The organism is Vreelandella aquamarina, assembly GCF_020075495.1.
In the GTDB taxonomy this organism is placed as follows: domain Bacteria; phylum Pseudomonadota; class Gammaproteobacteria; order Pseudomonadales; family Halomonadaceae; genus Vreelandella; species Vreelandella aquamarina_A.
Genome location: NZ_JABYQT010000005.1, coordinates 102,890 through 128,625, shown reverse-complemented (window position 1 = coordinate 128,625; position 25,736 = coordinate 102,890). Strand labels below are relative to the sequence as shown.

At 57.2% G+C, this 25,736-nt stretch carries 27 protein-coding genes; 14 read left to right on the top strand and 13 right to left on the bottom strand.

Annotated features, from left to right (window positions below; all coding sequences use genetic code 11):
- Positions 1–18: 18 nt before the first annotated feature.
- Positions 19–294 (top strand): membrane protein insertion efficiency factor YidD, encoded by a 276-nt coding sequence (gene yidD / locus HW452_RS10060; RefSeq protein WP_224106095.1) that lies wholly within the window; start codon positions 19–21, stop codon positions 292–294.
- 39 nt (positions 295–333) lie between these two features.
- Here the strand turns inward: yidD and HW452_RS10055 are convergent, their stop codons facing one another.
- Positions 334–750, bottom strand: coding sequence for a SufE family protein (locus HW452_RS10055; protein WP_224105974.1), 417 nt, complete (start codon positions 748–750; stop codon positions 334–336).
- A gap of 48 nt (positions 751–798) precedes the next feature.
- Positions 799–1,905, bottom strand: coding sequence for a tyrosine-type recombinase/integrase (locus HW452_RS10050; protein WP_224105973.1), 1,107 nt, complete (start codon positions 1,903–1,905; stop codon positions 799–801).
- A gap of 313 nt (positions 1,906–2,218) precedes the next feature.
- On the opposite strand from HW452_RS10050, the gene HW452_RS10045 reads away from it, so the two are divergent.
- Genes HW452_RS10045 through msrQ form a run of 3 tightly spaced genes read left to right on the top strand, consistent with a single transcriptional unit; the run spans position 2,219 to position 4,926 of the window.
- The gene (locus HW452_RS10045) at positions 2,219–3,247 is read left to right on the top strand and encodes a DNA-binding protein (protein ID WP_224105972.1); all 1,029 of its coding nucleotides are present in this window, start codon (positions 2,219–2,221) and stop codon (positions 3,245–3,247) included.
- Positions 3,248–3,274: 27 nt separating this feature from the next.
- Positions 3,275–4,300: a protein-methionine-sulfoxide reductase catalytic subunit MsrP gene (msrP, locus tag HW452_RS10040; RefSeq protein ID WP_224105971.1), complete on the top strand. Its 1,026-nt coding sequence runs from the start codon at positions 3,275–3,277 to the stop codon at positions 4,298–4,300.
- Complete coding sequence (msrQ, locus tag HW452_RS10035; protein WP_224105970.1) at positions 4,300–4,926, top strand: protein-methionine-sulfoxide reductase heme-binding subunit MsrQ; 627 nt, start codon at positions 4,300–4,302, stop codon at positions 4,924–4,926. Before msrP ends, msrQ begins: the two co-directional genes overlap by 1 nt.
- Positions 4,927–4,966: 40 nt before the next feature.
- Here the strand turns inward: msrQ and HW452_RS10030 are convergent, their stop codons facing one another.
- The 3 genes from HW452_RS10030 to HW452_RS10020 all read right to left on the bottom strand — a co-directional run bounded on the left by HW452_RS10030 (position 4,967) and on the right by HW452_RS10020 (position 7,790).
- Complete coding sequence (locus HW452_RS10030) at positions 4,967–6,637, bottom strand: BCCT family transporter (protein ID WP_317986345.1); 1,671 nt, start codon at positions 6,635–6,637, stop codon at positions 4,967–4,969.
- Positions 6,638–6,847: 210 nt separating this feature from the next.
- The gene (gene nfuA, locus HW452_RS10025; protein WP_224105968.1) at positions 6,848–7,471 is read right to left on the bottom strand and encodes a Fe-S biogenesis protein NfuA; all 624 of its coding nucleotides are present in this window, start codon (positions 7,469–7,471) and stop codon (positions 6,848–6,850) included.
- 127 nt (positions 7,472–7,598) lie between these two features.
- Entirely contained in the window at positions 7,599–7,790 is a 192-nt protein-coding gene (locus HW452_RS10020) for a hypothetical protein (protein ID WP_224105967.1), read from the bottom strand.
- A 200-nt stretch (positions 7,791–7,990) separates the two neighbouring features.
- Here HW452_RS10020 and metH point away from each other — a divergent pair, with 200 nt between their 5' ends.
- The 4 genes from metH (at position 7,991) to HW452_RS10000 (ending at position 15,332) form a co-directional block, all read left to right on the top strand.
- Entirely contained in the window at positions 7,991–11,686 is a 3,696-nt protein-coding gene (gene metH, locus HW452_RS10015; protein WP_224105966.1) for a methionine synthase, read from the top strand.
- A 1-nt stretch (position 11,687) separates the two neighbouring features.
- Positions 11,688–13,025, top strand: a complete 1,338-nt coding sequence (locus tag HW452_RS10010; protein WP_224105965.1) for an MATE family efflux transporter — start codon at positions 11,688–11,690, stop codon at positions 13,023–13,025.
- Positions 13,026–13,138: 113 nt separating this feature from the next.
- Complete coding sequence (locus HW452_RS10005; protein WP_224105964.1) at positions 13,139–14,794, top strand: nitrite/sulfite reductase; 1,656 nt, start codon at positions 13,139–13,141, stop codon at positions 14,792–14,794.
- Positions 14,784–15,332 carry a DUF934 domain-containing protein gene (locus HW452_RS10000; RefSeq protein WP_224105963.1) on the top strand — a complete coding sequence of 183 codons (549 nt, stop codon included), beginning with the start codon at positions 14,784–14,786 and terminating at the stop codon, positions 15,330–15,332. The genes HW452_RS10005 and HW452_RS10000 overlap by 11 nt, the downstream gene beginning before the upstream one ends.
- A 59-nt stretch (positions 15,333–15,391) precedes the next feature.
- Here the strand turns inward: HW452_RS10000 and smrA are convergent, their stop codons facing one another.
- Positions 15,392–15,982, bottom strand: a complete 591-nt coding sequence (gene smrA, locus HW452_RS09995) for a DNA endonuclease SmrA (protein ID WP_224105962.1) — start codon at positions 15,980–15,982, stop codon at positions 15,392–15,394.
- 132 nt (positions 15,983–16,114) lie between these two features.
- Between smrA and HW452_RS09990 the strand changes: the two genes are divergently transcribed.
- The 4 genes from HW452_RS09990 to pdxH all read left to right on the top strand — a co-directional run bounded on the left by HW452_RS09990 (position 16,115) and on the right by pdxH (position 18,361).
- On the top strand, positions 16,115–16,585 hold the full coding sequence (locus HW452_RS09990; protein WP_224105961.1) for a gamma-glutamylcyclotransferase family protein: 471 nt from the start codon (positions 16,115–16,117) through the stop codon (positions 16,583–16,585).
- Between the two features lie 49 nt (positions 16,586–16,634).
- A complete protein-coding gene (gene wrbA, locus HW452_RS09985) occupies positions 16,635–17,258 on the top strand; it encodes an NAD(P)H:quinone oxidoreductase (RefSeq protein ID WP_224105960.1) in 624 nt (207 codons plus the stop codon).
- A complete protein-coding gene (locus HW452_RS09980) occupies positions 17,255–17,653 on the top strand; it encodes a DUF2069 domain-containing protein (RefSeq protein ID WP_224105959.1) in 399 nt (132 codons plus the stop codon). The genes wrbA and HW452_RS09980 overlap by 4 nt, the downstream gene beginning before the upstream one ends.
- Before the next feature lie 63 nt (positions 17,654–17,716).
- Positions 17,717–18,361, top strand: coding sequence for a pyridoxamine 5'-phosphate oxidase (pdxH, locus tag HW452_RS09975; RefSeq protein WP_224105958.1), 645 nt, complete (start codon positions 17,717–17,719; stop codon positions 18,359–18,361).
- 56 nt (positions 18,362–18,417) lie between these two features.
- Here pdxH and HW452_RS09970 read toward each other — a convergent pair whose 3' ends face one another.
- Positions 18,418–21,165: a GNAT family N-acetyltransferase gene (locus HW452_RS09970; RefSeq protein ID WP_224105957.1), complete on the bottom strand. Its 2,748-nt coding sequence runs from the start codon at positions 21,163–21,165 to the stop codon at positions 18,418–18,420.
- A 105-nt stretch (positions 21,166–21,270) separates the two neighbouring features.
- Between HW452_RS09970 and HW452_RS09965 the strand changes: the two genes are divergently transcribed.
- Together HW452_RS09965 and HW452_RS09960 are read left to right on the top strand one after the other, a co-directional pair.
- On the top strand, positions 21,271–22,209 hold the full coding sequence (locus HW452_RS09965; protein WP_224105956.1) for a histone deacetylase family protein: 939 nt from the start codon (positions 21,271–21,273) through the stop codon (positions 22,207–22,209).
- Positions 22,210–22,283: 74 nt separating this feature from the next.
- On the top strand, positions 22,284–22,916 hold the full coding sequence (locus HW452_RS09960) for a helix-turn-helix domain-containing protein (protein ID WP_224105955.1): 633 nt from the start codon (positions 22,284–22,286) through the stop codon (positions 22,914–22,916).
- 20 nt (positions 22,917–22,936) lie between these two features.
- Here the strand turns inward: HW452_RS09960 and HW452_RS09955 are convergent, their stop codons facing one another.
- The 6 genes from HW452_RS09955 to HW452_RS09930 form a co-directional block, all read right to left on the bottom strand.
- Positions 22,937–23,287: a TusE/DsrC/DsvC family sulfur relay protein gene (locus HW452_RS09955; RefSeq protein ID WP_224105954.1), complete on the bottom strand. Its 351-nt coding sequence runs from the start codon at positions 23,285–23,287 to the stop codon at positions 22,937–22,939.
- Position 23,288: 1 nt separating this feature from the next.
- The gene (gene tusB / locus HW452_RS09950) at positions 23,289–23,576 is read right to left on the bottom strand and encodes a sulfurtransferase complex subunit TusB (RefSeq protein WP_224105953.1); all 288 of its coding nucleotides are present in this window, start codon (positions 23,574–23,576) and stop codon (positions 23,289–23,291) included.
- A gap of 11 nt (positions 23,577–23,587) precedes the next feature.
- The gene (locus HW452_RS09945; RefSeq protein ID WP_224105952.1) at positions 23,588–23,953 is read right to left on the bottom strand and encodes a DsrE family protein; all 366 of its coding nucleotides are present in this window, start codon (positions 23,951–23,953) and stop codon (positions 23,588–23,590) included.
- Positions 23,954–23,964: 11 nt separating this feature from the next.
- Positions 23,965–24,354 (bottom strand): sulfurtransferase complex subunit TusD, encoded by a 390-nt coding sequence (gene tusD / locus HW452_RS09940; protein ID WP_224105951.1) that lies wholly within the window; start codon positions 24,352–24,354, stop codon positions 23,965–23,967.
- Positions 24,355–24,433: 79 nt separating this feature from the next.
- Positions 24,434–25,114, bottom strand: coding sequence for a Bax inhibitor-1/YccA family protein (locus tag HW452_RS09935; protein WP_224106094.1), 681 nt, complete (start codon positions 25,112–25,114; stop codon positions 24,434–24,436).
- 334 nt (positions 25,115–25,448) lie between these two features.
- Positions 25,449–25,697 carry a hypothetical protein gene (locus HW452_RS09930; RefSeq protein WP_224105950.1) on the bottom strand — a complete coding sequence of 83 codons (249 nt, stop codon included), beginning with the start codon at positions 25,695–25,697 and terminating at the stop codon, positions 25,449–25,451.
- Positions 25,698–25,736: the final 39 nt, after the last annotated feature.

The following is a 25,736-nucleotide window of genomic DNA, read 5'->3' as shown; positions in this document are numbered from 1 at the left end:
CGCCTGCTCGGGCGTCTGATGATTGGCCTGGTACGGGTTTATCAGTATCTGATCAGCCCGCTGCTGGGCCCACGCTGCCGCTTCTGGCCCAGCTGCTCTTCCTATACGATTGAAGCCATTCAGGTTCATGGCCCGATCAAGGGCGGCTGGATGGCACTCAAGCGAATCGTCAGGTGCCATCCCGGTAGTGCCGGTGGTATGGATCCGGTACCCGGCGGGCGAAGCGAAAAGCTTTGCCGTGAAGATAACGAACTGACACCTTCCTGCTACGGCGACCATCATACTCCGCGCTAAGCTGCCACCTTCAGTTTCCACCGCCCTTCTCTCGGTTTTTCAGTTCTTCCCCGCGACCTGATAAATGCGTTCGATCATGGCATGCAGGCCGTTGCTGCGCGTAGGCGAAAGATGCTTGTCCAGCCCCAGATCCGCCAGGAAGTGAGGTTCGGTCGCGCGAATTTCAGCAGCGCTACGCCCGCTGTAAATACGCAGCAGTACGGCAATCAGCCCGGACACGATGGCTGCATCGGATGTGGCCTTGAAGATCAGCTGCTCTTCCTGCGCCTCGTGACACATCCAGACGTTGGACTGGCAACCCTGGATCTTGTACTGCTCGGTCTTCAACGCCTCCGGGAAATCAGGCAGCTGTTTGCCCATGTCGATAATGTACTGATACCGGTCCATCCAGTTATCAAACATCTCGAACTCTTCGATCAGCTCTTGCTGGGCCTGTTCGGCGCCGGAAGTGCTCATAGGGATTCCTTCTCTGTGCATTTAAAACGTCGCCCTAGTATACCTGCTTCAGGGCGCAAGCCGATGGAGCTGTTGCTCACGGTGCCACTCATGATCTTCAGTATGAAGATAGCGCGAGGTGGTATCCAGGCGTGCATGGCGCGCGCTTTCAGCCAAGTGGCGCAAGCTGATACCAGACTGCGCCTGGTGGGTAATCGATGTGTGACGTAACCAGTGGGGCGTGGCCTGGCGCAGCGCGGCCACATAACCAGGGTCGCCTCCCTCACCTTCGAGCGCATCGGCCGCTTGCATGAAGGTATCGCGAATCAGCCGGTAGAGCTGATTGTGACCAATGCCGCGCTTGCCATCCAGGGCTCTGATGGCAGGGCTTTCATCCTGATAAGCCGGCCGGGCATCAAGCTTCAGCACCTTTCGCCAGTCAGCCAGGCAAGCCAGCATATCTTCTGGCAAGGGTACGCGCGCCACCTTGCTCCCCTTGCCCACTACACTCCACCACCAGCGCCCTTCTATCAGCTGAAAATCGCCCATACGCGTCTCTGCCATTTCATTGACGCGGGGTGCCAACAGGTAGGCAAAGCCGAAAATGAAGCGCCGCCGGGCATGCTCATAAAACCCACGCTTGCTCTGCCCTGCTTCGAGCGACCCATTCAGCCATTGCCAGAACCACTCCCACAACGGGCGCTCCAGATAGCGCTGAACACCCGGCGCCTGGTTATTCAGGCGGCGCGACTTGTCTCTCATCAGCCGAAACGGGTTATGGCTCAGCCAGCCGGCTTCCACCAGCCAGGTGAAGAGCCCCTGCAAGATGACCAGGCTCTGCCGACGGCTGGCGGGTGAAAGCCCTCCCCGAAACGGTCGCCACTGAGGGTGATGGCGAGGCCTGGATGGCCCTGTCCAGCGTTCTGCCGGCTGAGGGTCAGCCAGAAATTGTTCGAAATGGCGTAGCGCTTCGCGGTCCATGTCGCCCAGTGTCAGCTGCCTGCTGGCGAGCCAAAGCAGCAGACGCTCGGTTTCCCGTCGATAGCTTTTCAAGGTCTGCGGGCTTTCCCGGTACTCCGCAAGCCACGCTGCTACCGCGTCGGCATCCGTTACCGCATCAATGCGCCGGACCACCCTGCTTCCGAGCGATGCGCTCATTACGCCTGGAGTTTCCATGGGCAAACGGCTCTTGCCAGCGTCCATTGTTTCTACCGCCCCCTCGACCGTTAACTTTTTGTTTATAAGCATTTTCTATGCACATTACCTGTGCGCTTATGGGCTGCCGCATGCTTGCTGCTCAAAGCCTGCTAGCCATTACATGACCCAAGTGTGCTATCCCGCCCCATAAAATTCAAGATAATACGTGTAATCTTGAATTTATCTGCAATAAGATAAATAATTTTACGTATTACATATAACGTAATTATTGTATTAATACGTGTCACGGTGGACAATAGATAGATACCCCCAGCGCAGGAAGATGAAGACCATGGCTCGCAACGGCATTCAGTACAGTGATGTGCAACAGGCAATCGATACGCTGCTGAGCCGCGGCGATACGCCCAGCGTGCAGCGCATTCGTGATGTGCTGGGCACCGGCAGCTTCACCACGATCAGCGAACACTTTCGCCTGTGGCGCACCGAGCGCGAGCAGAATCGTGACGTTCCCCCACCCAAAGGCGTACCCGAAGTAGTGGTCAACCTGGCCAGCGAGCTGTGGCGCGAAGCGCAGGAAGTGGCCAATCAGGCCTTGGTGCATTACCGCGAAGAGGCCAACAGGCAGGTGGAAGAGGCGCAGCAGGCAGCGGCCGAGGCGCTACAGCAAGCAGTTCATGCCGAACAGCGCGAAAGTGCCCTGGCAGAGCATTTACGCCATACCGAGCAGCGTCTTGAAGCACTCACCCGCGAATTGGCCACCAGCCAGACAAGCGAGCAGCACCTTCACCAGACGGCAGAGGACCTGCGCGGTGAAAATCAGCAGCTGAAACTGACTTTGGAAGCGCTTCGGCAGCAAAACGCCGACAACGCCCAGCAGTACAATGAGGAACTGAAAGCTCAGCAAACCGGCTGGGAAAAGCGCCTTGCCCAGGAAGAGCAGCGTAATGAAGCCGCAGAAGGTCGGCTGATGGCCATGCTGGACGATGCCCGCCAAGAGCGAGCCCAGGAGGAAAAGGCCGCCCAGAAGCGCGCGCAGCAAAAGCAGCAACGCATCGACACCTTGAGCGAAGAGCTAAAGAGCAGCCGCCAGGAAGTGCACCGCCATCAACTGGAAACCGGTCAGGCGCTTCAACGTATCAAGGAGTTGGAGCAGCACAGCGAGGCACTCAAGCAGCAGCAAGACGTATTGACCGAGCAATTGGAAAAGGCGCAGATCGCCCAACGCCAGCAGGCTGAGCAGACCCGCCAAGCGCAGGATTGGCAGACGCAGATGGTGCAGCATATGGCAAGCCTGCAACAGCAACTTGCTGAACTACCCGCTTCGATTAGCGTCAGAGAACAGCAGTCGAACAAGAAGTAATTAGCCCTATAGGCAGGAGGCATCATTATGCTGATCAACATTGCCAAACCAAGCGATACTCATGAATCGGAGGTAACACCGGAGACGGTCTATCTATCGCGCCGGCGCTTTATGGGTGGGCTTGCCAGTCTGGGTGCAGGTCTGGCCTTTGCCGGTAGCCTCAAGGCCTCCGAGCAGCACCCAGACTATGGTGATGTACCGCCAGGCGATGCTCCTGAATGGTTCAAGGCCAAACGCGATGCCGCCGAGTGGCAGGCCGTGATGCCCAGTGACCCGACCAAGGACAAGACCGCTCCCTACGCGGATGCCAGCAGCTACAACAACTTCTTCGAATTCGGTACTGGAAAAAGTGATCCGGCCCGCAAGGCTGGCAGTCTGGTGACCGAGCCTTGGAGTGTAGTGATCGATGGCGAGGTCAATAACGCTGGGCGCTTCGCGCTTGAAGATATCGCGGCACCCTCCCGATTCGAAGAACGGATCTATCGCTTGCGCTGTGTGGAGGCCTGGTCGATGGTCATTCCCTGGCTAGGCATTTCGCTTGCCGATGTCATCGAGCGCGCCGAGCCTACCTCAAAGGCCAAGTACGTACGCTTTGAAACCTTGGTCGATCCTGAACAGATGCCGGGGCAGCGTTCTTCGTTTGCCTTGATTGACTGGCCTTACGTGGAAGGACTGCGGCTTGATGAAGCCATGCATCCGCTCAGCTTCCTGGCTCTGGGCATGTATGGACGCGAGCTGCCCAACCAGAACGGCGCACCGCTGCGGCTCGTCGTGCCCTGGAAATATGGCTTCAAGAGCATCAAGTCGATCGTACGTATATCGCTGGTCGAAGAACAGCCGCTCAACTCCTGGCAGCGAATCGCAGCCGATGAGTATGGCTTCTATGCAAACGTCAATCCGGAAGTCGACCACCCGCGCTGGAGCCAGGCGACCGAACGCCGCCTGCCCAACAGCTTGTTCAACACCAATATCATCGATACCCGCATGTTCAATGGCTACGCCGATGAAGTCGCCAGCCTCTATTCGGGCATGGATCTGCGGGTCAACTACTGATGCCGATGCCTGCCACCATATTTACTCTCTGGCGAACAGGCGTATTTGCAGCCGCACTGCTGCCACTCGTATGGTGGGGCTGGCAAGTGGCCAACAATATGGCCGGGCCTGAGCCTGGGCGTTACCTGCTGCTCAATATTGGCCTGGGGGCGCTGTGGCTGCTGCTGTGCACGCTTAGCCTTACGCCACTCACCAAGCTGACCCGCTGGAAAGGCTTCAACCTTATTCGCCGCCAGCTGGGGCTCTGGACGCTCGCCTATGCGGTATTGCATCTCATCTGCTACGTGCTGTTCATTCTGGGTCTGGACTGGGCTCGCCTGGGTAGCGAAATCGTCAACCGGCCTTATATCATCGTCGGCATGCTGGCTTTGCTGGGACTGACGATCCTGGGCGTCACTTCCAATCGCTGGGCCATGCGCAAGCTGGGCAAGCGCTGGAAAACGCTGCATAAGGCGAGCTACCTGATCCTTGCGCTGGTGCTGCTGCATTTTCTTTGGGTGGTGCGAGCGGACATGCAGGAGTGGTTCGTTTACGCGCTTACCGGCACTTTACTGCTGTGCCTGCGAATACCGCCCGTATCACGCACCCTGCCCAAGCTTCGCCAACGGCTGAAGCAGTCGGTTTGAATTGAAAAGGCCACCTCGCGGTGGCCTTTTACTGAATGCCTTACGTTTGGCCAGATGGGGATTCGTCTTCCGCTACTTCCCACGTCCCCTCTTCAGTCCATGGATCGTTCTCCGGGAACTCCTCGATATTGATCTCAGGCTCTTCATAATCGGGTTGATAGCGCAGATCGTATTGCGCCGCTCGCACCATCGACACCATCAGCAACACGGCAATGATCAGCAGCGGTACACCGCTGACGATGCTGGCGGTCTGCAGTGTTTCCAGCCCGCCCAGAAACAGTAGCGACATAGGCAAAAACGAGAGCGTAAAGGCCCAGAACAGGCGATGTGCGCGGGCCGGCTCCTTGTTGACGCTCTTTTCAGCCGCGGATGACAGAATGTAGGCAATCGAATCAAAGGTGGTTGCAGTAAAGATGGACAGCAGAATCACGACGGCCAGAGTCAGCAGCCAGGAGAAGGGAAGCTGGCCGAGTACGGCGTAGAAAGCCACGTTGGCAGACTGATCATTCATGATCTGAATGACATCCAGCGTACCACTCAGTTGCAGATAGAGGCCGTAGTTACCCAGAATGATGAAAAACAGCGCACACCCGAGCGAGCCAAAGAACAGCGAACCCGCCACCATGGTCTTGATGCGACGCCCTTTGGAAATACGTGCAATGAAAAGCCCTACCGTAGGCGCAAACACCAGCCACCACGCCCAGTAGAAAACCGTCCAGGATTTGGCAAAGCCCGTCTCTTCAAACCCGCCAAGTGCGCCAAACGGCTCGGTCCAGGTGGCCATCTGAATGATGTTGCTCAGCATCAGGCCAATGGAATTGAGGCCAGTATCCAGAATGAACACGGTAGGCCCCACAGTGAGCACAAACAGCAATATCCCCAGGCCCAGATACATATTGATATCCGATAGCACTTCGATACCGCCCTTGAGACCCCGCCAGGCACTGATGGCAAACAACGCGGTAGTGCCTGCCAGCACACCCACCTGGCTGACTGCATTGGGGGTAAAGTCAAACACATCGCCCAGGCCTTGATTGATCAACGGCACAAGAATACCCAGCGACGTGGCTCCGCCACCCAGCATACCGAAGATGAACAGCACATCGATGATGTTACCCAGCCAGCTGCGGGCGAGCCTTTCACCCAGTACCGGGCGAATGGCCTCACTGATACGCAGTACCTTGTGTTTGCGCACGTGAAGAAAGTACGCCATGGGTAGCGCCGGCACCAGATAGATCGACCAGGCGATGGGGCCCCAGTGGAACATGCCGTAGGTTGCCGCCCAGGCGGTTGCTTCTTCCGAGAACGGCTCGAGATGAAACGGCGGGCTCTGCAGATAATACATCCACTCCACGACACCCCAGAATACGACCGCCCCGCCGATACCCGCGGCGAACAGCATGGCCCCCCAGGAAAACAGCGAAAACTCGGGTTCGGAATCCGCATCGCCCAGTTTGATCTGACCGATATCACTGAAAATGATGTAGAACATGAACCCAAGCGATGCGATGCCCATGGCCTGATAAAGCACACCGAAATTATCGGTGACAAAGCTTTGAGCCACCATTACCCAGACCCGCCCCATCTCGGGAAACAGGATCAATGGTAGAGTGACGGCAATCAGCAGGGCCAATGAGCCAAAGAAGATAGGTTTGTGAATATTGGAAAATGCGCGCTTTGTATTAATAGTGGTATCCCCCGATGCGGAAATACATCCGTTGTTTTATGCCCGGCGCTAGTGAAAGACTGCCCGCTCGGGAAAGAACGGCATCTAATCGCTACCTAGCGTTTGTATAACCCTTGATAAGATTTAAATAGTTGCACGCTTTACGCCAGCGCACTAGAAAATCGTTTCAACGAAATAAAAAAACCCAGCCGAGGCTGGGTTTTAGAGGATAGACGCTTAGCGAAGGGTAGACACTTAGCGGTAGTAAGCGTTCGTCGTATCCGTATGGTCGGTAACATCGCGAATACCGGCAAGCTCCGGGATACGCTCCATCAGGGTTTTCTCGACACCATCTTTCAGGGTCAGATCCACCGCCGCGCAGCCCTGGCAGCCACCGCCAAACGCCAGCACGGCCATCTTCTCGTCGGTCAGCTCTACCAGCTTGATTTCACCACCGTGCGCTGCCAGTCCCGGGTTGATTTCGCTGTAGAGTACGTAGTTGATACGATCTTCAAGGGGGCTGTCGGCATTCACCTTGGGCATCTTGGCATTGGGCGCCTTGATCGTCAGTTGCCCTCCCATGCGGTCGGCGTTGAAGTCCACCACAGCCTCGTCCAGGAACGCCAGGCTGTTCTTGTCCAGATAGACGTTGATCTTCTCGAGCTCGAGCTTGACGTCGGTGGGCTCTTCCTCGCCGGGACGGCAGTACGCCAGGCAGGTTTCTGCATAGGGCGTGCCGGGCTGAGTGATAAAGATGCGTACGGCAATACCTTCCACGTTCTGCTTTTCCAGCAGTTCCGCAAGGTATGTCTGAGCGCTATCAGTAATATCAATACCTTGAGTATCGACGTTAGTGTCTTTTTCGCTAATCATGGTCATGAGGGCTGTCTTCCTCCCGTGGTAGTGGCGATGCCACTTCACATGTCGTTTGTGCCTATGGTAAGCAAAACGATGCGCTGACACAATCCCGAGTATTTTAGTAGGCTATTTGTCCGCACCATGTTATTCAAGCCATGTCTTCAAGTGCACCTCGGCCTTGTCGTTGCTGCTCGCTCCGTACTTCTTCAGCAACATCGGCTGCTTCAGTGTGGACAATCGGATTAGCCACCTCCTCGACGAGCAGGAACTGGGGTGTCGAAAATGGTGACTGTTCCGACTTGCAACGCATGTTCAAAGCCCTGCTCACAGTTTTATCCATGACAACGCTTTCAGGCAGGCAGGGTTAATTAGTCTTGCTCATGCACTGTATTAGCAATGCTCATCCCTTCTGGCATCGCACTTAGGGGCGTTTTGTAATGCCTTTTGTTATCATCATGCGCCTCATACCTCTATACGCAGCTTTACCGACGATAACAACCTCCCCTTTGATGACTGTGACGCTGGAGAACTCCCCCTGCCATGGCTGATAGTGCTTTGACCGTAACCCTCACACAACGCCTTGCTGAACGCATCCTGATCCTGGACGGTGGCATGGGCACCATGCTGCAGAACGCTCAGCTGAGCGAGGAGGATTTTCGGGGAGAGCGTTTCAGCGACTGGCCCTCGGACCTCAAGGGCAACAACGATCTACTCGCGCTTACCTGCCCTGATGTGGTCGCGCGGATCCATCGCGCTTACCTGGAAGCTGGCGCAGACATCATTGAAACCAACACGTTCAACAGCACGCGTCTTTCCCAGGCCGACTACGGCATGGAAGAGATCGTGGTGGAGCTCAACCGCGAGTCGGCGCGACTGGCACGAGAAGTATGTGACGCCGTGGCTCGGGAAACCGGCGTGCCGCGCTATGTGGCAGGTGTTCTCGGCCCCACATCGCGTACTGCATCGCTGTCACCGGATGTCAACGACCCGGCCAAGCGTAACGTCACCTTCGATGAGCTGCGCGAGAACTATCACGAAGCGGCCCGCGCGCTGATCGAAGGCGGCGCCGATGTGATCATGATCGAGACGATCTTCGACACGCTCAACGCCAAGGCCGCCATCTACGCCCTTGAAGAGCTTTTCGAAGAGCTGGGCAGGCGCCTGCCGGTAATGATTTCCGGCACGATCACCGACGCCTCGGGCCGCACGCTTTCGGGCCAGACCACCGAAGCCTTCTGGAACTCGGTGCGTCACGCCCAGCCGCTCTCGGTCGGCCTGAATTGCGCATTGGGTGCAGAAGAGCTGCGCCCGTACCTTGAAGAGCTTTCCACCAAGGCGGACACCTTCGTCTCCGCCCATCCCAATGCCGGCCTGCCCAACGAGTTTGGCGAGTACGACCAGACACCGGAAGAGATGGCGGCTATCGTCGGCGAGTTCGCTCACAGCGGGCTGGTCAACATCATCGGTGGCTGCTGCGGCTCGACGCCTGAACACATTCGCGCGATCGCCGAAGCGGTCAGCGCCATGCCACCGCGTCAGGTGCCCGAGCGCAGCGCAGCGTGTCGCCTCTCCGGGCTCGAACCCTTCAACATCGACGGCAGCTCGCTGTTCGTCAACGTGGGGGAACGTACCAACGTCACGGGCTCGGCGCGCTTCAAGCGATTGATCGTGGAAGAAGACTTCACCACGGCGCTTGAAGTGGCGCTCGAGCAGGTGGAAAGCGGCGCCCAGGTCATCGATATCAATATGGATGAGGGCATGCTTGAGTCCGAGGACGCCATGGTGCGCTTTCTCAACCTGATTGCCGGCGAGCCGGATATCGCTCGCGTGCCGATCATGATCGACTCCTCCAAGTGGGAGATCATCGAAGCGGGCCTGAAGTGCGTTCAGGGCAAGGCGGTGGTCAACTCGATCTCGTTGAAAGAGGGCGAAGCCGCGTTTCGCGAGCAGGCCACCAAGTGCCGCCGTTTCGGTGCCGCTATCGTGGTCATGGCGTTCGACGAAGAGGGCCAGGCGGATACCTTCGCCCGCAAGACCGAGATCTGCGAGCGCGCCTATCGCCTTCTGGTCGATGATATCGGCTTTCCGCCGGAAGATATCATCTTCGACCCGAACATCTTCGCCATCGCCACGGGTATCGACGAGCACAACAACTACGCGGTGGATTTCATCGAAGCCACCCAGTGGATTCGCGACAACCTGCCCCACGCCATGATTTCCGGCGGTGTTTCCAACGTGTCGTTCTCCTTCCGGGGCAACAACCCGGTGCGCGAAGCGATTCACTCGGTGTTCCTCTACCACGCCATCCGCGCTGGCCTTTCCATGGGGATCGTCAACGCCGGCCAGTTGGCCGTCTATGACGACCTGCCCGCGGAGCTTCGCGAAGCCGTCGAGGATGTGGTGCTCAACCGGCGCAGCGACGGCACCGAGCGGCTTCTGGACATTGCCGACAAGTACAAGGGTGACGGCAGCGGCGCAGCCAAGAAAGAGGATCTCGAATGGCGCAGCTGGCCGGTCAACAAGCGCATCGAGCACGCTCTGGTCAAAGGCATCACGGCTTATATCGAAGATGACACCGAAGAGGCCCGAGCACAGGCCGAGCGCCCAATCGAGGTGATCGAAGGGCCGTTGATGGATGGCATGAACGTGGTCGGCGACCTGTTTGGCGCGGGCAAGATGTTCCTGCCGCAGGTGGTGAAATCAGCGCGTGTCATGAAGCAGGCGGTGGCCTACCTGATTCCGTTCATCGAGGCGGAAAAGAGTGAAGAGACCCAGGCCAAGGGCAAGATCATCATGGCCACCGTCAAGGGCGACGTTCACGATATCGGCAAGAACATCGTCGGCGTGGTGCTGCAGTGTAACAACTACGAAGTGATCGACCTCGGCGTGATGGTACCCGCCGACAAGATCCTTCAGGCGGCCATCGACCACAATGCCGACATTATCGGCCTTTCTGGCTTGATTACGCCCTCGCTGGATGAAATGGTACATGTCGCCAAGGAGATGCAACGCCGGGGCATGAACCTGCCGCTTCTGATCGGTGGAGCGACCACCTCCAAGGCCCATACCGCGGTCAAGATCGAACCTCAGTACGAGCACCCGGTGATCTACGTGACCGATGCTTCTCGTGCGGTTGGCGTGGCCGGGCGCCTGCTGGCGCCGAATTTGAAAACCGACTATGTCGCGGAGATTCGCGAAGAGTACGAGAAGGTCCGCGAGCGTAACGCCAAACGTCGCCCCAAGGCGGCGGACCTGGATTATACCCAGGCTCGCAAGCGCCGTTTCCGTACCGACTGGGACACCATGACCCCGGTTAAACCCGCTTTCACGGGCCTCAAGACCTTTGACGACTATGACCTTGAAGAGCTGATCGAGCGCATCGACTGGACGCCCTTCTTCATGAGCTGGCAGCTGGCGGGCAAATACCCGAAAATTCTCGATGACGAGATTGTGGGTGAAGCGGCACGCAACCTGTTTGCCGATGCCAAGGTGATGCTGAAAAAGCTCGTCGATGAAAAGCGCGTACAGGCCCGCGGCGTGATCGGTCTGTGGCCTGCCAATAGTGTGGACGACGACGTCATTGAAGTGTACGCCGATGAGTCACGCAGTGAGGTGGTCGAGCGTCTCCATCATATTCGCCAACAGACCACCAAAGGCCGTGACGGTATCTGTTACAGCCTGGCGGACTTCATTGCGCCCAAGGAAAGTGGCAAGGCCGACTGGATAGGCGGGTTTGCCGTGACGACCGGCCATGGGGTGGATGAGCTTTCCAAGGCCTATGAGGCCGCAGGCGATGACTATAACGCCATCCTGGTTCAGGCGTTGACCGATCGTCTGGCAGAAGCCTTTGCCGAGCGGATTCACGAGCGGGTACGCAAGGAGTTCTGGGGGTACGTGCCAGAAGAAGCGCTGGATAACGATGACCTGATCGCAGAAAAGTACCAAGGCATCCGCCCGGCCCCAGGCTACCCGGCCTGCCCGGACCATACCGAGAAAGGTACGCTGTTCAAGCTGCTCAACGCCACGGAAAATACCGGACTCACGCTGACGGAAAGCTACGCCATGTGGCCGGCTGCGGCCGTAGCTGGCTGGTACTTTGCCCACCCGCAGTCGAAGTACTTCTCCACCGGCAAGATTACCCGTGACCAGGTAGAGGCGATTGCCGAGCGCAAGCAGATGTCGCTTGAGGAAATGGAGCGCTGGCTATCGCCGGTACTCTCCTACGACCCCAGCTGATATGGCGTTAGCGGATGATCGCCATGCCAAGATAATGCGCCTGGCACTTCCTGTCATGTTGGGCATGCTTTCCCAGAGCATGCTCAATATCATCGACGCTGCGCTGGTGGGGCATCTAGGTCAAGTAGCGCTGGCGGGGGTTGGCGTCGGTGGGTACGCTATGTTCATGATGACGGCGCTGGTGTTCGGTCTCTCCTCCAGCGTGCAGTCGCAAACCTCCCAGCGCCTTGATGCAAGCAGTCTGCAGATGGCCCAGCCGCTTCACGCAGGTGTCATCATCGGGCTGGCTGTTGGGGTGCCCTTATCCTTGCTGGCCTGGTGGCAGGCGCCTGCGCTGCTGGGCCTGATCACTCAAGCACCGGATGTGGAGCGCGTAGCGATTGATTACTTCCGCTGGCGTGTGGTTGCGCTCACGGCCATTGCCCTGACACTCTGTTTACGGGGCTACTGGAATGGTCGCCAACAGACGCATCTCTACTTGCGTATCATCATCGTCGTACAACTTTTCAACGTAGCGGCCAGCAGCGTGCTGATTTACGGCCTGGCAGGAATGCCCAGGCTAGGCGCAGACGGGGCAGGCGTAGGCACCACGCTTTCCCTGTTTCTGGGGCTTTTTCTCTGGCTGTGGGTGACGTTTAAGTCGCCACACCATGCCGACATACGGTCAGGCTTGCCCTCCTCTGCTATCCTGCGTGCCACCTTTGCCCTTGCCTTTCCGCACTCACTGCAGCAGATATGTTTTGCAGCAGGTTACCTTGTGCTCTTCTGGCTGTTGAGCCAGTTGGGAACAGCAAGCGTTGCGGTAGGCCATGTACTGGTCAATCTCTCGTTGGTGCTGATTCTTCCCGGTGTAGGCGTCGGCGTTGCCACCATGAGCCTGGTGGGCGAAGCGCTAGGACGTGATGATCAGCACAGCGCCCACCGCTGGGGGCTCGATGCGCTGCGCGTGGCAGGCATGCTGCTTGCCGTGCTGGCTCTGCCCATGCTGATAGTGCCTGATCAGGTACTCGGCATTTTCTTTTCAAGCGCCGAGCTGGTAGCACTGGGCGTACTGCCTTTGCAGATTACCGCCATGATGATCGTGCTGGACGCCGCTGCCCTGGTACTCGCCCAGGCATTGATGGGAGCCGGGGCACAGCGTACGGTGATGGCATTGAGCCTTGGCATGCAGTGGCTGCTGTTTTTACCCCTTGCCTGGTGGGTAGGGATTGGCCTGCAGCAAGGGTTGCTTGGCATATGGCTGGCGCAGCTGTGCTACCGGCTGACCAATTCAGCGGGGTTCTTGTGGGTGTGGCAGCGTAGACGCTGGCTCTCCCCCGCCACTTTAAATACCCTTTAACGATAAAAAGATAATTATATATTCTTTTGTAGAATATGAGACAGGCGTTAAGGTAGCACTATCGTATTGTCCGCCCTGACGTGACCATTTCGCTTTTAGCAGGATCGTGCCACATGTACCGTTATGATATTCATGACCAGACGCTGGTTGATGAGCGCGTTGCCCAGTTTCGCGACCAGATGGATCGCTACCTGGCGGGACGCCTGGGAGAAGAAGAGTTTCGTCCGCTGCGGCTGCAAAACGGCCTGTATATCCAGCGGCATGCGCCGATGCTACGCATCGCCATTCCTTACGGCATGCTGGCAAGCTATCAGTTGCGCGCGCTGGCAGATATCACCCGCCGGTACGATCGCGGCTACGGCCACTTTACGACCCGTCAAAACCTGCAGCTGAACTGGCCTGCCCAGGAAGACGTGCCGGATATCCTGGCCGAGCTTGCCACGGTGCAGATGCATGCCATTCAGACCAGCGGCAACTGTATCCGCAACACTACCAGCGACCAGTTCGCCGGCATTGCCAAGGATGAAGTGGAAGACCCGCGCCCCTGGTGTGAATTGATTCGCCAGTGGTCGACCCTGCATCCGGAATTCGCCTACCTGCCGCGCAAGTTCAAGATTGCCGTGACTGGTGCAGCCGCGGATCGCGCCGCGATCCAGGTTCACGATATCGGCCTGCGCCTGTGGCGCAACGACGAAGGCGAGCTGCGCGTCAAGGTACTCGCCGGCGGTGGCCTTGGACGCACGCCGATGATTGCCGAAGTCGTGCGCGAGGACCTGCCCTGGCAGCATCTGCTGACCTATCTTGAAGCCTGCGTGCGCGTATATAACCAGTTCGGTCGCCGAGACAACAAGTTCAAGGCACGCATCAAGATTCTGGTCAAGGCGCTGGGCATCGAAGAGTATCGCCGCCGGGTGGACGAAGAGTGGGCCCACCTGAAGGATGGCCCGCAAACGCTCAACCAGGCTGCAGTAGAGGCTGCCAAGCGCCATTTCCCCGAGCCCGAGCGGCGCCCGGTGGCAGAAAGCGCGGTCACTGATTTCGAACGTCTGCGCACGGAGAACCGTAGCTTCGCGCGCTTCGTTACCAACAACGTCACCGACCACAAGGTGCCGGGCTACAAGGCGGTTACGCTGTCGCTCAAGCGCCGGGAGCACGCCCCGGGCGATGTCACCGCCGATCAGATGGATGCCGTGGCGGATCTGGCCGACCGCTACAGCTTCAGCGAGCTACGTGTGACCCACGAGCAGAACCTGGTGCTCTCGGATGTGCCGGTCGATGAAATCGAAGCGCTCTGGAATGAGCTGGACGCCCTGGGCATGGCCAACCCCACCGTGGGTACGCTCAACGATATCATTTGCTGCCCTGGCGGTGACTATTGCAGTTTGGCCAATGCGGTATCGATCCCCATTGCCCAGTCGCTGCAGGAGCGCTTCGAGGATCTGGACTTCCTGTACGACCTGGGCCCGCTGGATCTCAATATCTCGGGCTGCATGAACGCCTGTGGCCACCACCATGTAGGTCATATCGGCATTCTGGGTGTCGACAAGAAAGGCGAAGAGTTCTACCAGATCTCGATTGGCGGCAATGCCACCGATGACGTATCGCTTGGAAAGATTCTTGGTCCTTCCTTCTTTCGTCAAGATGTTCCAGATGTGGTCGAGAAGGTGCTACAGGTGTACGTCGCCGAGCGCCATGAAGATGAGCACTTTCTGGATACCTACCGCCGTATTGGTTTGAAACCCTTTAAAGAGCGTGTCTATGCCAAGTAACGTGGATACCCCGACTGACCAAGCGCTTGCCCATCCTCCGGTGCACGTGAATCACCTGCTGATCAATGGTGGGCTTGCGGTGGAAAACGCCTGGTGCGTTTCTTATGACGTCGACGTACTGCCCGAACAGCGTCCGGCTTTCGTGCCGCTGGCCTTGTGGCAGGTCAACAAGCAGGATGAGGAACTTGCCCCACTGCTGCTGAGTGATACCGAGCTGACCGCTGAGCTTGCGGCAGATCTTGCACCACTCCCTGCCGTGTCGATCGACTTTCCAAGCTTTACCGACGGCCGCGGCTATTCGCTTGCCCGGCTTTTGCGCGAACGCTTCGGGTATGCCGGTGAAGTACGTGCGGTAGGCGATGTGCTGGTCGACCAGCTGGATTACATGCGCCGCTGTGGTTTCAACGCCATGGCGCTGCGCGATGATCAGGACCCCGCAGATGCGTTGCGGCTACTGAACTCGTTCAGCGTGCGCTATCAAACGGACGTTGAAGAGCGCCAGGCGCTGTTCGAGCGCCGTCTGACAAACCGCGGATAATCGGCAGTCAGCTAGACGTAAAAAGGGCAGCGAAAGCTGCCCTTTTTGCTGTTGAGCTTTTATCCGCGCCTTTTCTGCTGGCGCTCGCGATTGTTGGCTTTCGCCCGCTCGCTCTTGCGCAGCATCACCCAGGTAGCGCCAAGCCCCCCTTCCGAGGGCTGGGCGGACACATAGGCCTGAACCTCCTCGAACTGACTGAGCCACTTGGCCAGGTAAGAGCGCAGCACATTGGCCGGACTGTCCATCTCGCGCCCCCTGCCATGCACGATCATGACCGAGCGCAGGTCATGGGCATACGCCTCCTGGATGAAGGGAAACAGCATACGTCGGCATTCGGCCAAAGGCCGGCGCAATAGGTGTAACTGCGCCTGCACGCTATAGCCGCCGTGTCTGAGCTTATCGACTACGCCTTGCTGAATGCCTTCCCGGCGGTACTCGATCGGGTCGAAAGGCGGTAGCAGGTCAACGAAGTCGTCGGACAGGAAATTGCGCTCGTCAACGGCTTCCTGGGCGCTCTCACGGCGGGCCAGCTGTGCCTCGGAGGGACGTTTGCGGTGATTTTGTGCATCGGCACGGTTGCTGGGGGCCAAGGGTTTCACATCGCCGATAAACGCTCGAAAATCCATATCGTCACGAAGTGGCTGATTCATTGCAGGCTCCTCCGATGGGGTCTACTGACTATCCTAGCAAACCACGCGCCGTTGCATAAATAAAAAGCCGGACCTTGCCGGATGCGCTGCCAAGCGCCAAGCTGAATGATTAACAATCGGCAAGGTAACAATATGGTCTGGATTAAAAAGTGGCTACAGGTGGCAGGCGTTTTGATGCTGGGACTGGCCAGTTGGCTATGGTTGACCATGCTCAGTCCATGGTTCTACTCGCCTCCGGATGATTTCTCGCAGGTTGAACAGCGTCCTCACCATGTATTCGTTTACGGTACGCTGCGCTATACCGCTGTTCGCTGGATAGTGATGGGTAGAGCCGGTGATCCGCAGGTAGCTACCCTTGAGGGATACCACCGAAATGGCCTGGATGTTTCCGTTCAGCCCGGCAGCCGGGTAGAGGGTCTGCTGCTCAGCGTGACCCCTGACGAACTTGAGCAGTTGGACCGCTACGAGCGCTTGGGGGATCGTTACACGCGGGAGAGAAAAACCCTCGCCGATGGAAACGTTGCCTGGGTATATGTCAGGCTGCCCGAAACCAGCGGGCGTATGGTGACATCTCCTGTCCGGCAGATAGCTCTGGTACCATGAGTACCCAGCTGGCTTTGGTTGAGCCTTCTTTCTAAGCGAAGGAAACACGATGAGTGACACGACTCCCTACGTATTGGTTCTTTACTACTCGCGCTCCGGGGCAACGGCCGATATGGCACGACAGATGGCTGCTGGCATCGAGAGCGTGGCCGGTATTCAAGCCCGTTTGCGCACGGTTCCTCCTGTTTCTCCCACCTGTGAAGCGGTCGACCCCGAGATTCCTGACGAGGGTGCGGTCTACGTCGAACTCGACGATCTACGCAACTGCAGCGCACTGGCCCTCGGTAGCCCGACCCGCTTTGGCAACATGGCGGCCCCGCTCAAGTACTTCCTGGATACCACCAGCAGTCTCTGGATGAATGGCGCTCTGGTAGACAAGCCCGCCTGCGCCTTCACGTCTACATCGAGCCTCCACGGCGGGCAAGAAAGTACCCTGCTGACCATGCTGGTGCCTCTGCTTCACCACGGTATGGTATATGCCGGCATCCCTTACAGTGAAACCGAGCTTTTAAGCACCCAGGGCGGTGGTACGCCCTATGGTGCCAGTCATCTGGCAGGAGCGCGAAGTGATCGTTCCGTGGACCAAATGGAGCGTGCGCTGTGCATCGCCCAAGGCAAGCGCCTGGCAAGGCTGGCCCTGGCGCTTGGCCGTATGCGTGAGGAAGGGGCATGAAACAGTGGCTAGGCGAGCTCGAGCAGCGCCACGGCCTGGACACGCTGACCATGCGCGCCAGGCAGTGCGTGGTGGCAAGCCTTGTCATCTTGCTCGTGCTGGTGATCGCTCGCAGCTTTCTGATTCAAGGCGATGAGCTTGACTGGCGGCCAGTGCTTGCTTTCGTGCTGCCGCTGATTCTGTTTCTGCCGTCCATCATCGGCAAGCGCGCACGCGGGCACGCCTGGCTCGCTTTCGTAAGCCTGTTGTATGTCACTCAAGGAATCATGCTGGCCGCCGTGCCGGGGCAAACAGGGCGCGGTATTCTGGAGGCGGTAGTAGCGCTGATGCTCTTTGCAAGCTGCATGGCCTATGCCCGTTTCCGCAGCCGCCAGCAACGCCAAACAGGCCGTTAAGAAAAAGGCTTGTGCAACACTGGCAAGTCGCGAATATAACGAATATTTCAGGGAGATCCGCTAATGACCCGCCATATTGCTGACATCCGACGCGACTACGAAGGTGGCCGGCTCGATGAAGCGCAGGTTGGCCAGGGGCCATTCGTACTGTTTGACGAGTGGTTCAGTCTCGCCATTGAGAAGGAAGACAAGGACGCCAACGCCATGACGCTTTCCACCGTGGATAGCCAGGGCCGCCCCCACGCACGCGTGGTACTGTTGAAGGGCTTTGACGAGCGCGGCATGGTGTTCTTCACCAACTACCACAGCCACAAGGGCAGCGAACTCAACAACGTCCCCTTTGCCGCTATGACCTTCTGGTGGCCATCGCTGGCCCGCCAGGTGCGTATCGAAGGCCCTGTGGAGCAGGTAGCGCCGGATGAGTCGGATGAGTACTTTGCCAGCCGCCCGCGCGGCAGCCAGCTGGGCGCCTGGATTGCCACTCAGAGCGTGGTCATTCCTGACCGTAACTGGATCGAAGAGCGCCAGAAGCGTTTCGAGCAGGCGTATGAAGGTCAGGACATTCCACGGCCAATCCATTGGGGCGGCTACCGCCTCAACCCGGAAATGATCGAATTCTGGCAGGGTCAGCCAAGCCGCCTGCATGACCGTATTCGTTTCGAGCGTCGTGATGGTGGTGAATGGAGCCAGTTCCGCCTGGCACCCTGAGTCAGCCTCACCGTTAACGCCTGAGTCCACCTGCCCATTGGGCAGGTGGACTCGTTTCAATCCGGCAAGCTTTCCAGGCGGTGGCGCTGCCACTCGCTTTCCGGCTCGTTCAGGCGCAGTACCGCGTCAATCACCTGCTCCTCCATGTTATAGCGGCACTTGAAGCCCAAGTGCTTCATCAAGGCCCGCATCGGGTGATTATCCACCATGATCTTGCCGATCATTTCCAGCGTGCCGATATGGGTGCAGTAGTCGATCATCTTCTTCATCAAGAGACTGCCGATCCCGAGCCCTTGAAGATCGTCGCGAATGATGACCGAGAACTCGGTGCGAATGTTATCCGGGTCGTTCCATACCCGAACCACGCCCAGCATCTCCTTGCTGCCATCAGCATGCTGGTGCTCGGCAATAAACGCCATCTGGCGGTCATAGTTGATATGCGACAGGATCGACAAGTCGCGCTGGGTCAGGTTGGATTTATTATGGAAGTAGCGAAACCGGATGCTCTCTTCGGAAAGCTGGCGATGGAACGTGGTGATCAGCGGTGCATCTTCTGCCCGAATGGGGCGCACCTCGACCTGCCAGCCGTTCTTGAGCGTTACCCACTCGCGCAGCTCTTCCGGGTACGGCATGATGGCAAAGCGCGCCGGGGCGCCAAGGTCCATGGCGAAATCCACCGCAAGCACTCCATCGCGGTTGAGCAGCAGCGGATTGATTTCAAGCCCGCGCAAATCGCCCAGGTCCGATGCCATCTGCGAGAGCTTCACCAACAGTTGGCAGAGCCGCGCGATATCGCGCTCGGGCTCGGCGGAATGCTCACGAATCAGGGACGCGGCATGAGTTCTGCCCACCACATCCGCGGCCAGACTCATGTTCAACGGTGGCAGCGCTACCTGACGGTCTGCCAGGACATTGACCTTGTAGCCACCGATCCCGAAGACGATCAGCGGACCGAATACCGGATCCCGGGTAATACCCGCACAAATCTGCATGGAGTGCTTGCCACGCTGCATGGGCTGCAGGCAGTACTCGCGAATGGCGTACTGGGGAAATTTTTCCTGCACTTTCTCGCCCAGCTGGCGCACGCCATCGACCACCTGCTCCGGCGTCTGCAGGTCCTGCAACAGCCCAGCAGAAAGCTTGTGTGGATGCTTGCGGTATCGGTAGGGTCGGCAGTTGCCTTCGTGAATCACCTTGAGTGCCATCGGTCCCTGAATCTGCTGCGCCGCTATCTCGGCCTCTTCTGGACCGCTCAGATAGACGCTTGGCGCAGCAGGAATACCGTAGGCTTTGAGTACCTGAGATGTTTCCGAGTGGGTAAGCGTCTGTCTGCCCTGCTCCTTGGCTTTTTCAATCAATGTCCGACATTGAGCGCGGATGTCGCTGCTTGTCGAAAATGGCAGACTGGGCGGGATTTCATGCAAAAGCGCCTGTACGCGCTGGTAATCTACCATGTGCATGAACGCCTTTACCGCCTTTTCGGGTGAAATATACGTGGGGATACCGGCCACATTGCACAGATGGCGTGCATTAAGCGCCTCTTTCAGCCCCATCCAACTGGTCAACAAGTTGCGCCGAAATTTCTTGCGGTTATCAATCAATGCCTGGGCCGTCACTGCTGAAGGCGCCATGCGGGTAGGTGCATGCACGACCAGCACGGCATCGACATTCGCGTCAGCGGCAACGATTTCAAGCGCCTCGACAAACTTGGCAGCGGATGCGTTACCCCCAAGATCCACCGGGTTTTCACCCGGCTTGCTCATGTCCACCTGACTTTTATGCAGCGCTGCCTGGGTTTCTCCACTAAACACGGCAAGCTTGCCACCGGCACTGATCAGCTTATCAATGGCCAGCATGGCAGGTCCCAGGCCGTTGGAGACGATGGCTAACCGATCGCCTCGCAGTGGCTTGACTCTCGACAGCGTTTCAAGTGCGTCCAATAGCTCGTCAGAGTCATTGACACGGACGACCCCGGCCCGGGAAAAGGCCGCATCGAACACGACATCTCGGTTGGCGATTCCCGGCGTGGGTGCCATGCCGGAAATATCCGATTGGGGCGTGCGGCCGCTCTTGATCGCGACTACCAGCCGATTGCGCGACGCATCACGTACAGAGGTCATGAAATGCTGGGCGTCGGTCACGCGCTCAAGATGAAGAAGGATGGCCTGGGCCGGGGAAAATTGATTCACATAATCGATAAGATCAGGCAGCAGAACGTCAACGCTGTCACCTACCGTGACCAGATGAGAAAACCCCACTCCACGTCCTGCCGCCCAGTCGATCATGGCATTGGCCAGCATCCCCGACTGCCCAAGATACGCCACGCGCCCAGCCTTGACCGGCTGACTGGCGTAAGAGGCATTGAGATTCCTGCCGGGTACGATCAATCCCATGCACTCGGGCCCAAGTACGCGAATACCCGAGGCAATGGCTGCCTTGAGCATTCGTTCACGAATCGACCCCTGGTTATCTTCATCGCGGTCGAGATAGGCACCACCGGAAAGTACCAGCGCCGCCTTGACCCCGAATTGTCCCAGTCGCTTGATCAATACGGGCACGCCTTCAATGGGTGAGCAGACGACGGCAAGATCAGGTACTTCCGGCAAATCCGCTACACTCTTGAAACAGGGCGCGCCAAATACCTGGTCATAGCCTTTAGGATTGACGGCCCACAACTTGCCTTTGAAACCGCCATCCTGAAGGTTGCTCAGCACAAGTCCGCCCAATGACGCCGGTTTTTCAGAGGCGCCGAACACCGCCAGCGTGCGAGGTTCAAAGAAATGATGCAAAAAGCGCGTGCTCACGAGTGCGTCTCCCCTGAATTAGATAACGACTGTGTACGACTTATTGACACTGTCGCGCAAGCCCCGGAGGCGATTAAGGTGGCCTCACTAGAATGGAGCGCCTGAATGATCACTGCCTACCTTACCCATCCAGACTGTTCATTGCATCATATGGGGCCTGAACATCCGGAAAGCCCCCAACGTCTGGACGCCATTCGTGCCCGCCTTTCGCTTGCCGGACTACTCCAGCAGACCATGCAGGCCGATGCCAAGGAGGCCTGCTTCGATGCCTTGGCCAAGGTGCATCCTGCCCGCCATTTGCGCGCCCTTGAAAAATGCGTACCTAGCGAGGGCATCAGCGCACTCGATAGCGAAACACTGATGAACCCCGACAGCCTGAAGGCGGCACGCGTGGCCGCGGGAGCAGTGATCAAGGGAGTGGATCAGGTCTTCAAGCGTCAGGCAGATAACGTCTTTTGTGCCGTCAGGCCCCCTGGGCACCACGCTGAAGCTACCGATTCGATGGGATTTTGCTTCTATAACAACATTGCTGTTGGCGCCGCCCATGCGCGCGATACTTACGGCGCCCGACGCATCGCCATTCTCGACTTTGACGTACACCAGTGCAACGGCACTATCGATATACTCAAAGACCGCCCTGACGTACTGATCTGCACCAGTTTTCAGTACCCCTTCTACCCTTGGCGCTATTTGCGCAGCGAGTGGAAAAACGTAGTGAATACGCCGCTGGAGGCGGGTACCGAAGGTGGCGAGTTTCGCAACCGTGTCGAGCAGCAGTGGCTGCCTGCCCTTCACGCCTTCAAGCCAGATCTGGTAATGATCTCAGCCGGTTTTGATGCTCATCGTGACGATCCCATGGCAGACCTCTGCCTGGATGACGAAGATTATTACTGGGTGACACGCCTGGCCATGGAGATTGCGACGCTGTATGCCGAGAACCGAGTCGTCTCGGTACTGGAAGGCGGCTATAACCCCAAATCTCTGGCCAGCGGCGTCGAAGCCCACCTGAAGGCGCTGTTGGGGCTACCTTTCACCGATAGCTAGCCAGAAGACGTTCACGCCTCCTGTCTGATGGCTATGATATCATGGCCATCAATGCTGTCTGCTACGTGATGACTATGACTGCCACTTCTGAAGAAAACGCCGCGCTGCGTATCGCCTCGGGGCGAAAGGCGTTTGTTGAACCACTATGCCTTGGCGAGCGGCTCAAGCAGATACGCCTGGCCAACCAGTGGACGCTCGAAGATGTCAGCCAGCGCACGGGGCTGGCCCGCTCCACGCTTTCAAAAATCGAAAACGATCAGGTTTCTCCCACGTTCAGCGTGGTTCAGAAGCTGACGACCGGACTCAACATCGATTTGCCGCAGCTGCTGACGCCCCCCAAACGTGAACGCTACACCATGGGGCGGCGTGATCTTACCCGTAAAGGCAAGGGCCAGCAGCATCCGACGCCGACTTACGAGCATGAGCTTTTAGGCCATCAGCTGGCACAAAAGCGCATGATACCGTTCAAGACCATTGTGCGAGCACGCAGTTTTGAAGAGTATCACCAGTGGGTACGCCATGATGGCGAGGAATTTCTGATGGTCTTGCATGGTGATGTCATGCTTTACACCGAATTCTACGCTCCACTGGTAATGGTAGAAGGCGACAGTATCTATTTTGACAGTGATATGGGCCATGCGCTGGTGTCCACCAGTGCAGAGGATGCGGTGGTACTTTCTGTATGTACGCGGGGCGACATTGCTTAGCGCGTGATCACCCCGGCCCGTTAGAGGCAGTTGGTAGGCTTGGGCAGACCGGCAAGGCGGGCAATTCGTTTCGGCGGGCTGCCCGGGAACAGCGACATCAGGTAAATTGAGGTGCCCTTCTCGTCCCCCAGTGCATTTCGGGTGGCTTTCACCAGAGGACGCATGGCTGGCGCCATTTCGTAGCGGTGGTAGAAATCACGTACTACACGGATGATCTCCCAATGCTTTTCGGTCAGCGTCAGCCCTTCGTCATCCGCGAGCAATTCGGCAACGGCTTCTGACCACTGTGTCTGATCTACCAAGTAACCCTCAGGGTCCATTCCGATTTTTTTTTCTGAATCAAGATAACGGTATATTTCTGTTGTCGACATATCAATACCAGGTTAGCGTTTGAACATGCTGCTCTGTCAGCGCTACGAAACCATCCATATCCACTATCGTCAGGGCTTGATCCATCACTATTTCGTCAAGCCCCCACGCCGTGACATCTTCCGCCAGTAGATAGATACGCGCTGAGGGCAGCTGAAAGCCAGCCCATTCACGATGCAGTGCTGCTTGAACGCCGGCTTCAGTCAGTACAATGGCATCATCGTCACCTACTGCTTGAAGCATTTGCTGGGCGGCGTCGCTATTGGGCGCTTTAGTTAAAATATGCAACATGGCGCTTTCCGCTAAAAATTGAGAACTTGCGAATAGGTCGCTATAAAATCCGGCAGACCTTGGGCATCGACTATACGGACGTTACCCATCAGGCACGAGGGCTTGAGACCCAGTACCTGCAATGTTTCCTGGGAAGTCCACAGCCCTTCTATGTCATACATCTCCAGCATATCCAGGGTCGGCCTGGTGGCCTTCTGCCCCGGCGCGCCTTCACCCTGCTCATCCAGTAGCGCCATTGCACCCTGACCCAGAAACAGTAGATCAACGGATTGACCGAATGCGGCGGCCACCAACGCAGTATCGAGCCCCTCGCGCAGCAGATTGGTAGCGTATGGGGCATGACGAATGATGACCAGCAGGCCGCTTGGCTCGCTCATGTACTCTCCTATCAGCCAAATGTGATCAAGCGGTCACAACGTTGTTGCAGAGTCAACAATTGACCGAGCCCCGTCAACTCAAACGGCGCTTCCAGATTGAACGATGCCCTGCCGTGGCGCTTCGCTTCTGCTTCGCTCATGATACCGCGGCGTAAGGCAGCCGCGATGCATACATCGAGCGGTACCTGGCAAATATTGTGCAACTCTACCCAGGCCTTGTGCAGGTTAAGCTCATCTTGAGGAGGCGCCATCAAGGTAGACGCATTGTGTACGCCCTCATGATAAAAGAACACTCCTGCAAGCTGATGGCCTCGTGCCAATAATGCATGGGCAAAGCGTAATGCCGAATGGGGCGCCGGGCTGGTATAGGGGGCACCCATTACCAATAAACCATACTCCATTGAAATTACTCGAACTGAATAGCCAAAAAAAAGCAGACCCTACCTGGTAGGGCCTGCCCGTTGATCAACCGCTTGGCGATCAATCGTTGCTCATGATACCCAAAATAGACAGCAGGCTCACAAACAGGTTATAGATCGAGACGTACAGGGTCACGGTTGCAAGAATGTAGTTCGTTTCACCAGCGCGGTGCACGATTTCGCTGGTCTGGAACAGGATTGCTGCCGAAGCAAACAGTACAAAACCGGCTGAAATCATAAGTGATAGCGCCGGAATCTGTAAAAACAGACCCGCCACCATGGCCAATACCAGCACGATCATTCCAGCCAGCAGGAAATTGCCCAGGAAACTGAAGTCCTTTTTGGTCGTCAAGGCTACCGCTGAAAGACCAAAGAACGTCAGCCCGGTCATGGCCAAGGCATTCATGATCAATGCCCCGCCATTGGGCAGCGTCAAGTAGGCTGAAATGATGGGTCCAAGCGTGAAGCCCATGAAACCGGTAAACGCAAACGTTGCCAGTAGGCCCGCCGCCGAGTTGGCCGTCTTGTGAACCAGAAACATCAAACCATAGGCCCCGATGAAGAACACGAAGATGTTCAGTTGCTGAATTCCCAAGGCCATGGAGGCGCCTGCCATTACGGCAGAGAACAGCAGCGTCATTGCGAGTAATGCGTAAGTATTGCGCAGTACTTTGTTGGTGCTGACGCTATTGGCCACACCGCCGGATCGGGTATGGGCCGTGTTGAGGTCGTTATAAGCCATGTGTTTATGCTCCCCAAAAATAATATTGCTGATGATAGACAAGGATGCCGTTACCAAGTTCCAGACGCAAGCGTTTATCGTCACTGCTGCCGTAGCTTCAGTGTTTGTCCTGAGCCTGGACTGCTTACTTAACTTGCTATTTATTTAGCAAACTATCTTGATAACAAAGCCTGCTAATATTCGGCATGACACTACTTCTTCATTCGCATTGATCATTAGCTGGATAAGATAGTGTCGTCGATACGTTGCTTCACCTCACCAAACCGAAAACAAAGGCCAATTCCCGAACTCGTTTCATGGCAGCCGGGCTCTACCAGGTCAGCCGCTCTTACGATCAGCTTTCTTGCTCATCTTCTCTTGGCGCTGGCATTGGGGTATTGGCTGTGGGGCGAGCGTCTTGTGAATAGAGTCTGACATCAACGATATGCAACACAGCCAGCTGTGCGAAAAGCACTGCAAGACAGATAATGAAACCCTTGATCATGGATCGCTTTCCTGGAACGGGCTGGCGAAAGCCAACCGCTCCTTTCATGCTAGCCAAGTACATGCCGAAAGCAATAGCTAACACCTCTGCAGCTTTCATGCATATATCCGTCAATACATGCACGACTTTTTGCTCCGA

Excerpts from the sequence above, each read along its gene's own strand:
- yidD (WP_224106095.1), top strand. The coding sequence starts at position 19 with ATGATTGGCCTGGTACGGGTTTATCAGTATCTGATCAGCCCGCTGCTG.
- HW452_RS10055 (WP_224105974.1), bottom strand. The coding sequence starts at position 750 with ATGAGCACTTCCGGCGCCGAACAGGCCCAGCAAGAGCTGATCGAAGAG.
- HW452_RS10050 (WP_224105973.1), bottom strand. The coding sequence starts at position 1,905 with ATGGAAACTCCAGGCGTAATGAGCGCATCGCTCGGAAGCAGGGTGGTC.
- HW452_RS10045 (WP_224105972.1), top strand. The coding sequence starts at position 2,219 with ATGGCTCGCAACGGCATTCAGTACAGTGATGTGCAACAGGCAATCGAT.
- msrP (WP_224105971.1), top strand. The coding sequence starts at position 3,275 with ATGCTGATCAACATTGCCAAACCAAGCGATACTCATGAATCGGAGGTA.
- msrQ (WP_224105970.1), top strand. The coding sequence starts at position 4,300 with ATGCCGATGCCTGCCACCATATTTACTCTCTGGCGAACAGGCGTATTT.
- nfuA (WP_224105968.1), bottom strand. The coding sequence starts at position 7,471 with ATGACCATGATTAGCGAAAAAGACACTAACGTCGATACTCAAGGTATT.
- HW452_RS10020 (WP_224105967.1), bottom strand. The coding sequence starts at position 7,790 with ATGGATAAAACTGTGAGCAGGGCTTTGAACATGCGTTGCAAGTCGGAA.
- metH (WP_224105966.1), top strand. The coding sequence starts at position 7,991 with ATGGCTGATAGTGCTTTGACCGTAACCCTCACACAACGCCTTGCTGAA.
- HW452_RS10010 (WP_224105965.1), top strand. The coding sequence starts at position 11,688 with ATGGCGTTAGCGGATGATCGCCATGCCAAGATAATGCGCCTGGCACTT.
- HW452_RS10005 (WP_224105964.1), top strand. The coding sequence starts at position 13,139 with ATGTACCGTTATGATATTCATGACCAGACGCTGGTTGATGAGCGCGTT.
- HW452_RS10000 (WP_224105963.1), top strand. The coding sequence starts at position 14,784 with ATGCCAAGTAACGTGGATACCCCGACTGACCAAGCGCTTGCCCATCCT.
- smrA (WP_224105962.1), bottom strand. The coding sequence starts at position 15,982 with ATGAATCAGCCACTTCGTGACGATATGGATTTTCGAGCGTTTATCGGC.
- HW452_RS09990 (WP_224105961.1), top strand. The coding sequence starts at position 16,115 with ATGGTCTGGATTAAAAAGTGGCTACAGGTGGCAGGCGTTTTGATGCTG.
- wrbA (WP_224105960.1), top strand. The coding sequence starts at position 16,635 with ATGAGTGACACGACTCCCTACGTATTGGTTCTTTACTACTCGCGCTCC.
- HW452_RS09980 (WP_224105959.1), top strand. The coding sequence starts at position 17,255 with ATGAAACAGTGGCTAGGCGAGCTCGAGCAGCGCCACGGCCTGGACACG.
- pdxH (WP_224105958.1), top strand. The coding sequence starts at position 17,717 with ATGACCCGCCATATTGCTGACATCCGACGCGACTACGAAGGTGGCCGG.
- HW452_RS09965 (WP_224105956.1), top strand. The coding sequence starts at position 21,271 with ATGATCACTGCCTACCTTACCCATCCAGACTGTTCATTGCATCATATG.
- HW452_RS09960 (WP_224105955.1), top strand. The coding sequence starts at position 22,284 with ATGACTGCCACTTCTGAAGAAAACGCCGCGCTGCGTATCGCCTCGGGG.
- HW452_RS09955 (WP_224105954.1), bottom strand. The coding sequence starts at position 23,287 with ATGTCGACAACAGAAATATACCGTTATCTTGATTCAGAAAAAAAAATC.
- tusB (WP_224105953.1), bottom strand. The coding sequence starts at position 23,576 with ATGTTGCATATTTTAACTAAAGCGCCCAATAGCGACGCCGCCCAGCAA.
- HW452_RS09945 (WP_224105952.1), bottom strand. The coding sequence starts at position 23,953 with ATGAGCGAGCCAAGCGGCCTGCTGGTCATCATTCGTCATGCCCCATAC.
- tusD (WP_224105951.1), bottom strand. The coding sequence starts at position 24,354 with ATGGAGTATGGTTTATTGGTAATGGGTGCCCCCTATACCAGCCCGGCG.
- HW452_RS09935 (WP_224106094.1), bottom strand. The coding sequence starts at position 25,114 with ATGGCTTATAACGACCTCAACACGGCCCATACCCGATCCGGCGGTGTG.
- HW452_RS09930 (WP_224105950.1), bottom strand. The coding sequence starts at position 25,697 with ATGAAAGCTGCAGAGGTGTTAGCTATTGCTTTCGGCATGTACTTGGCT.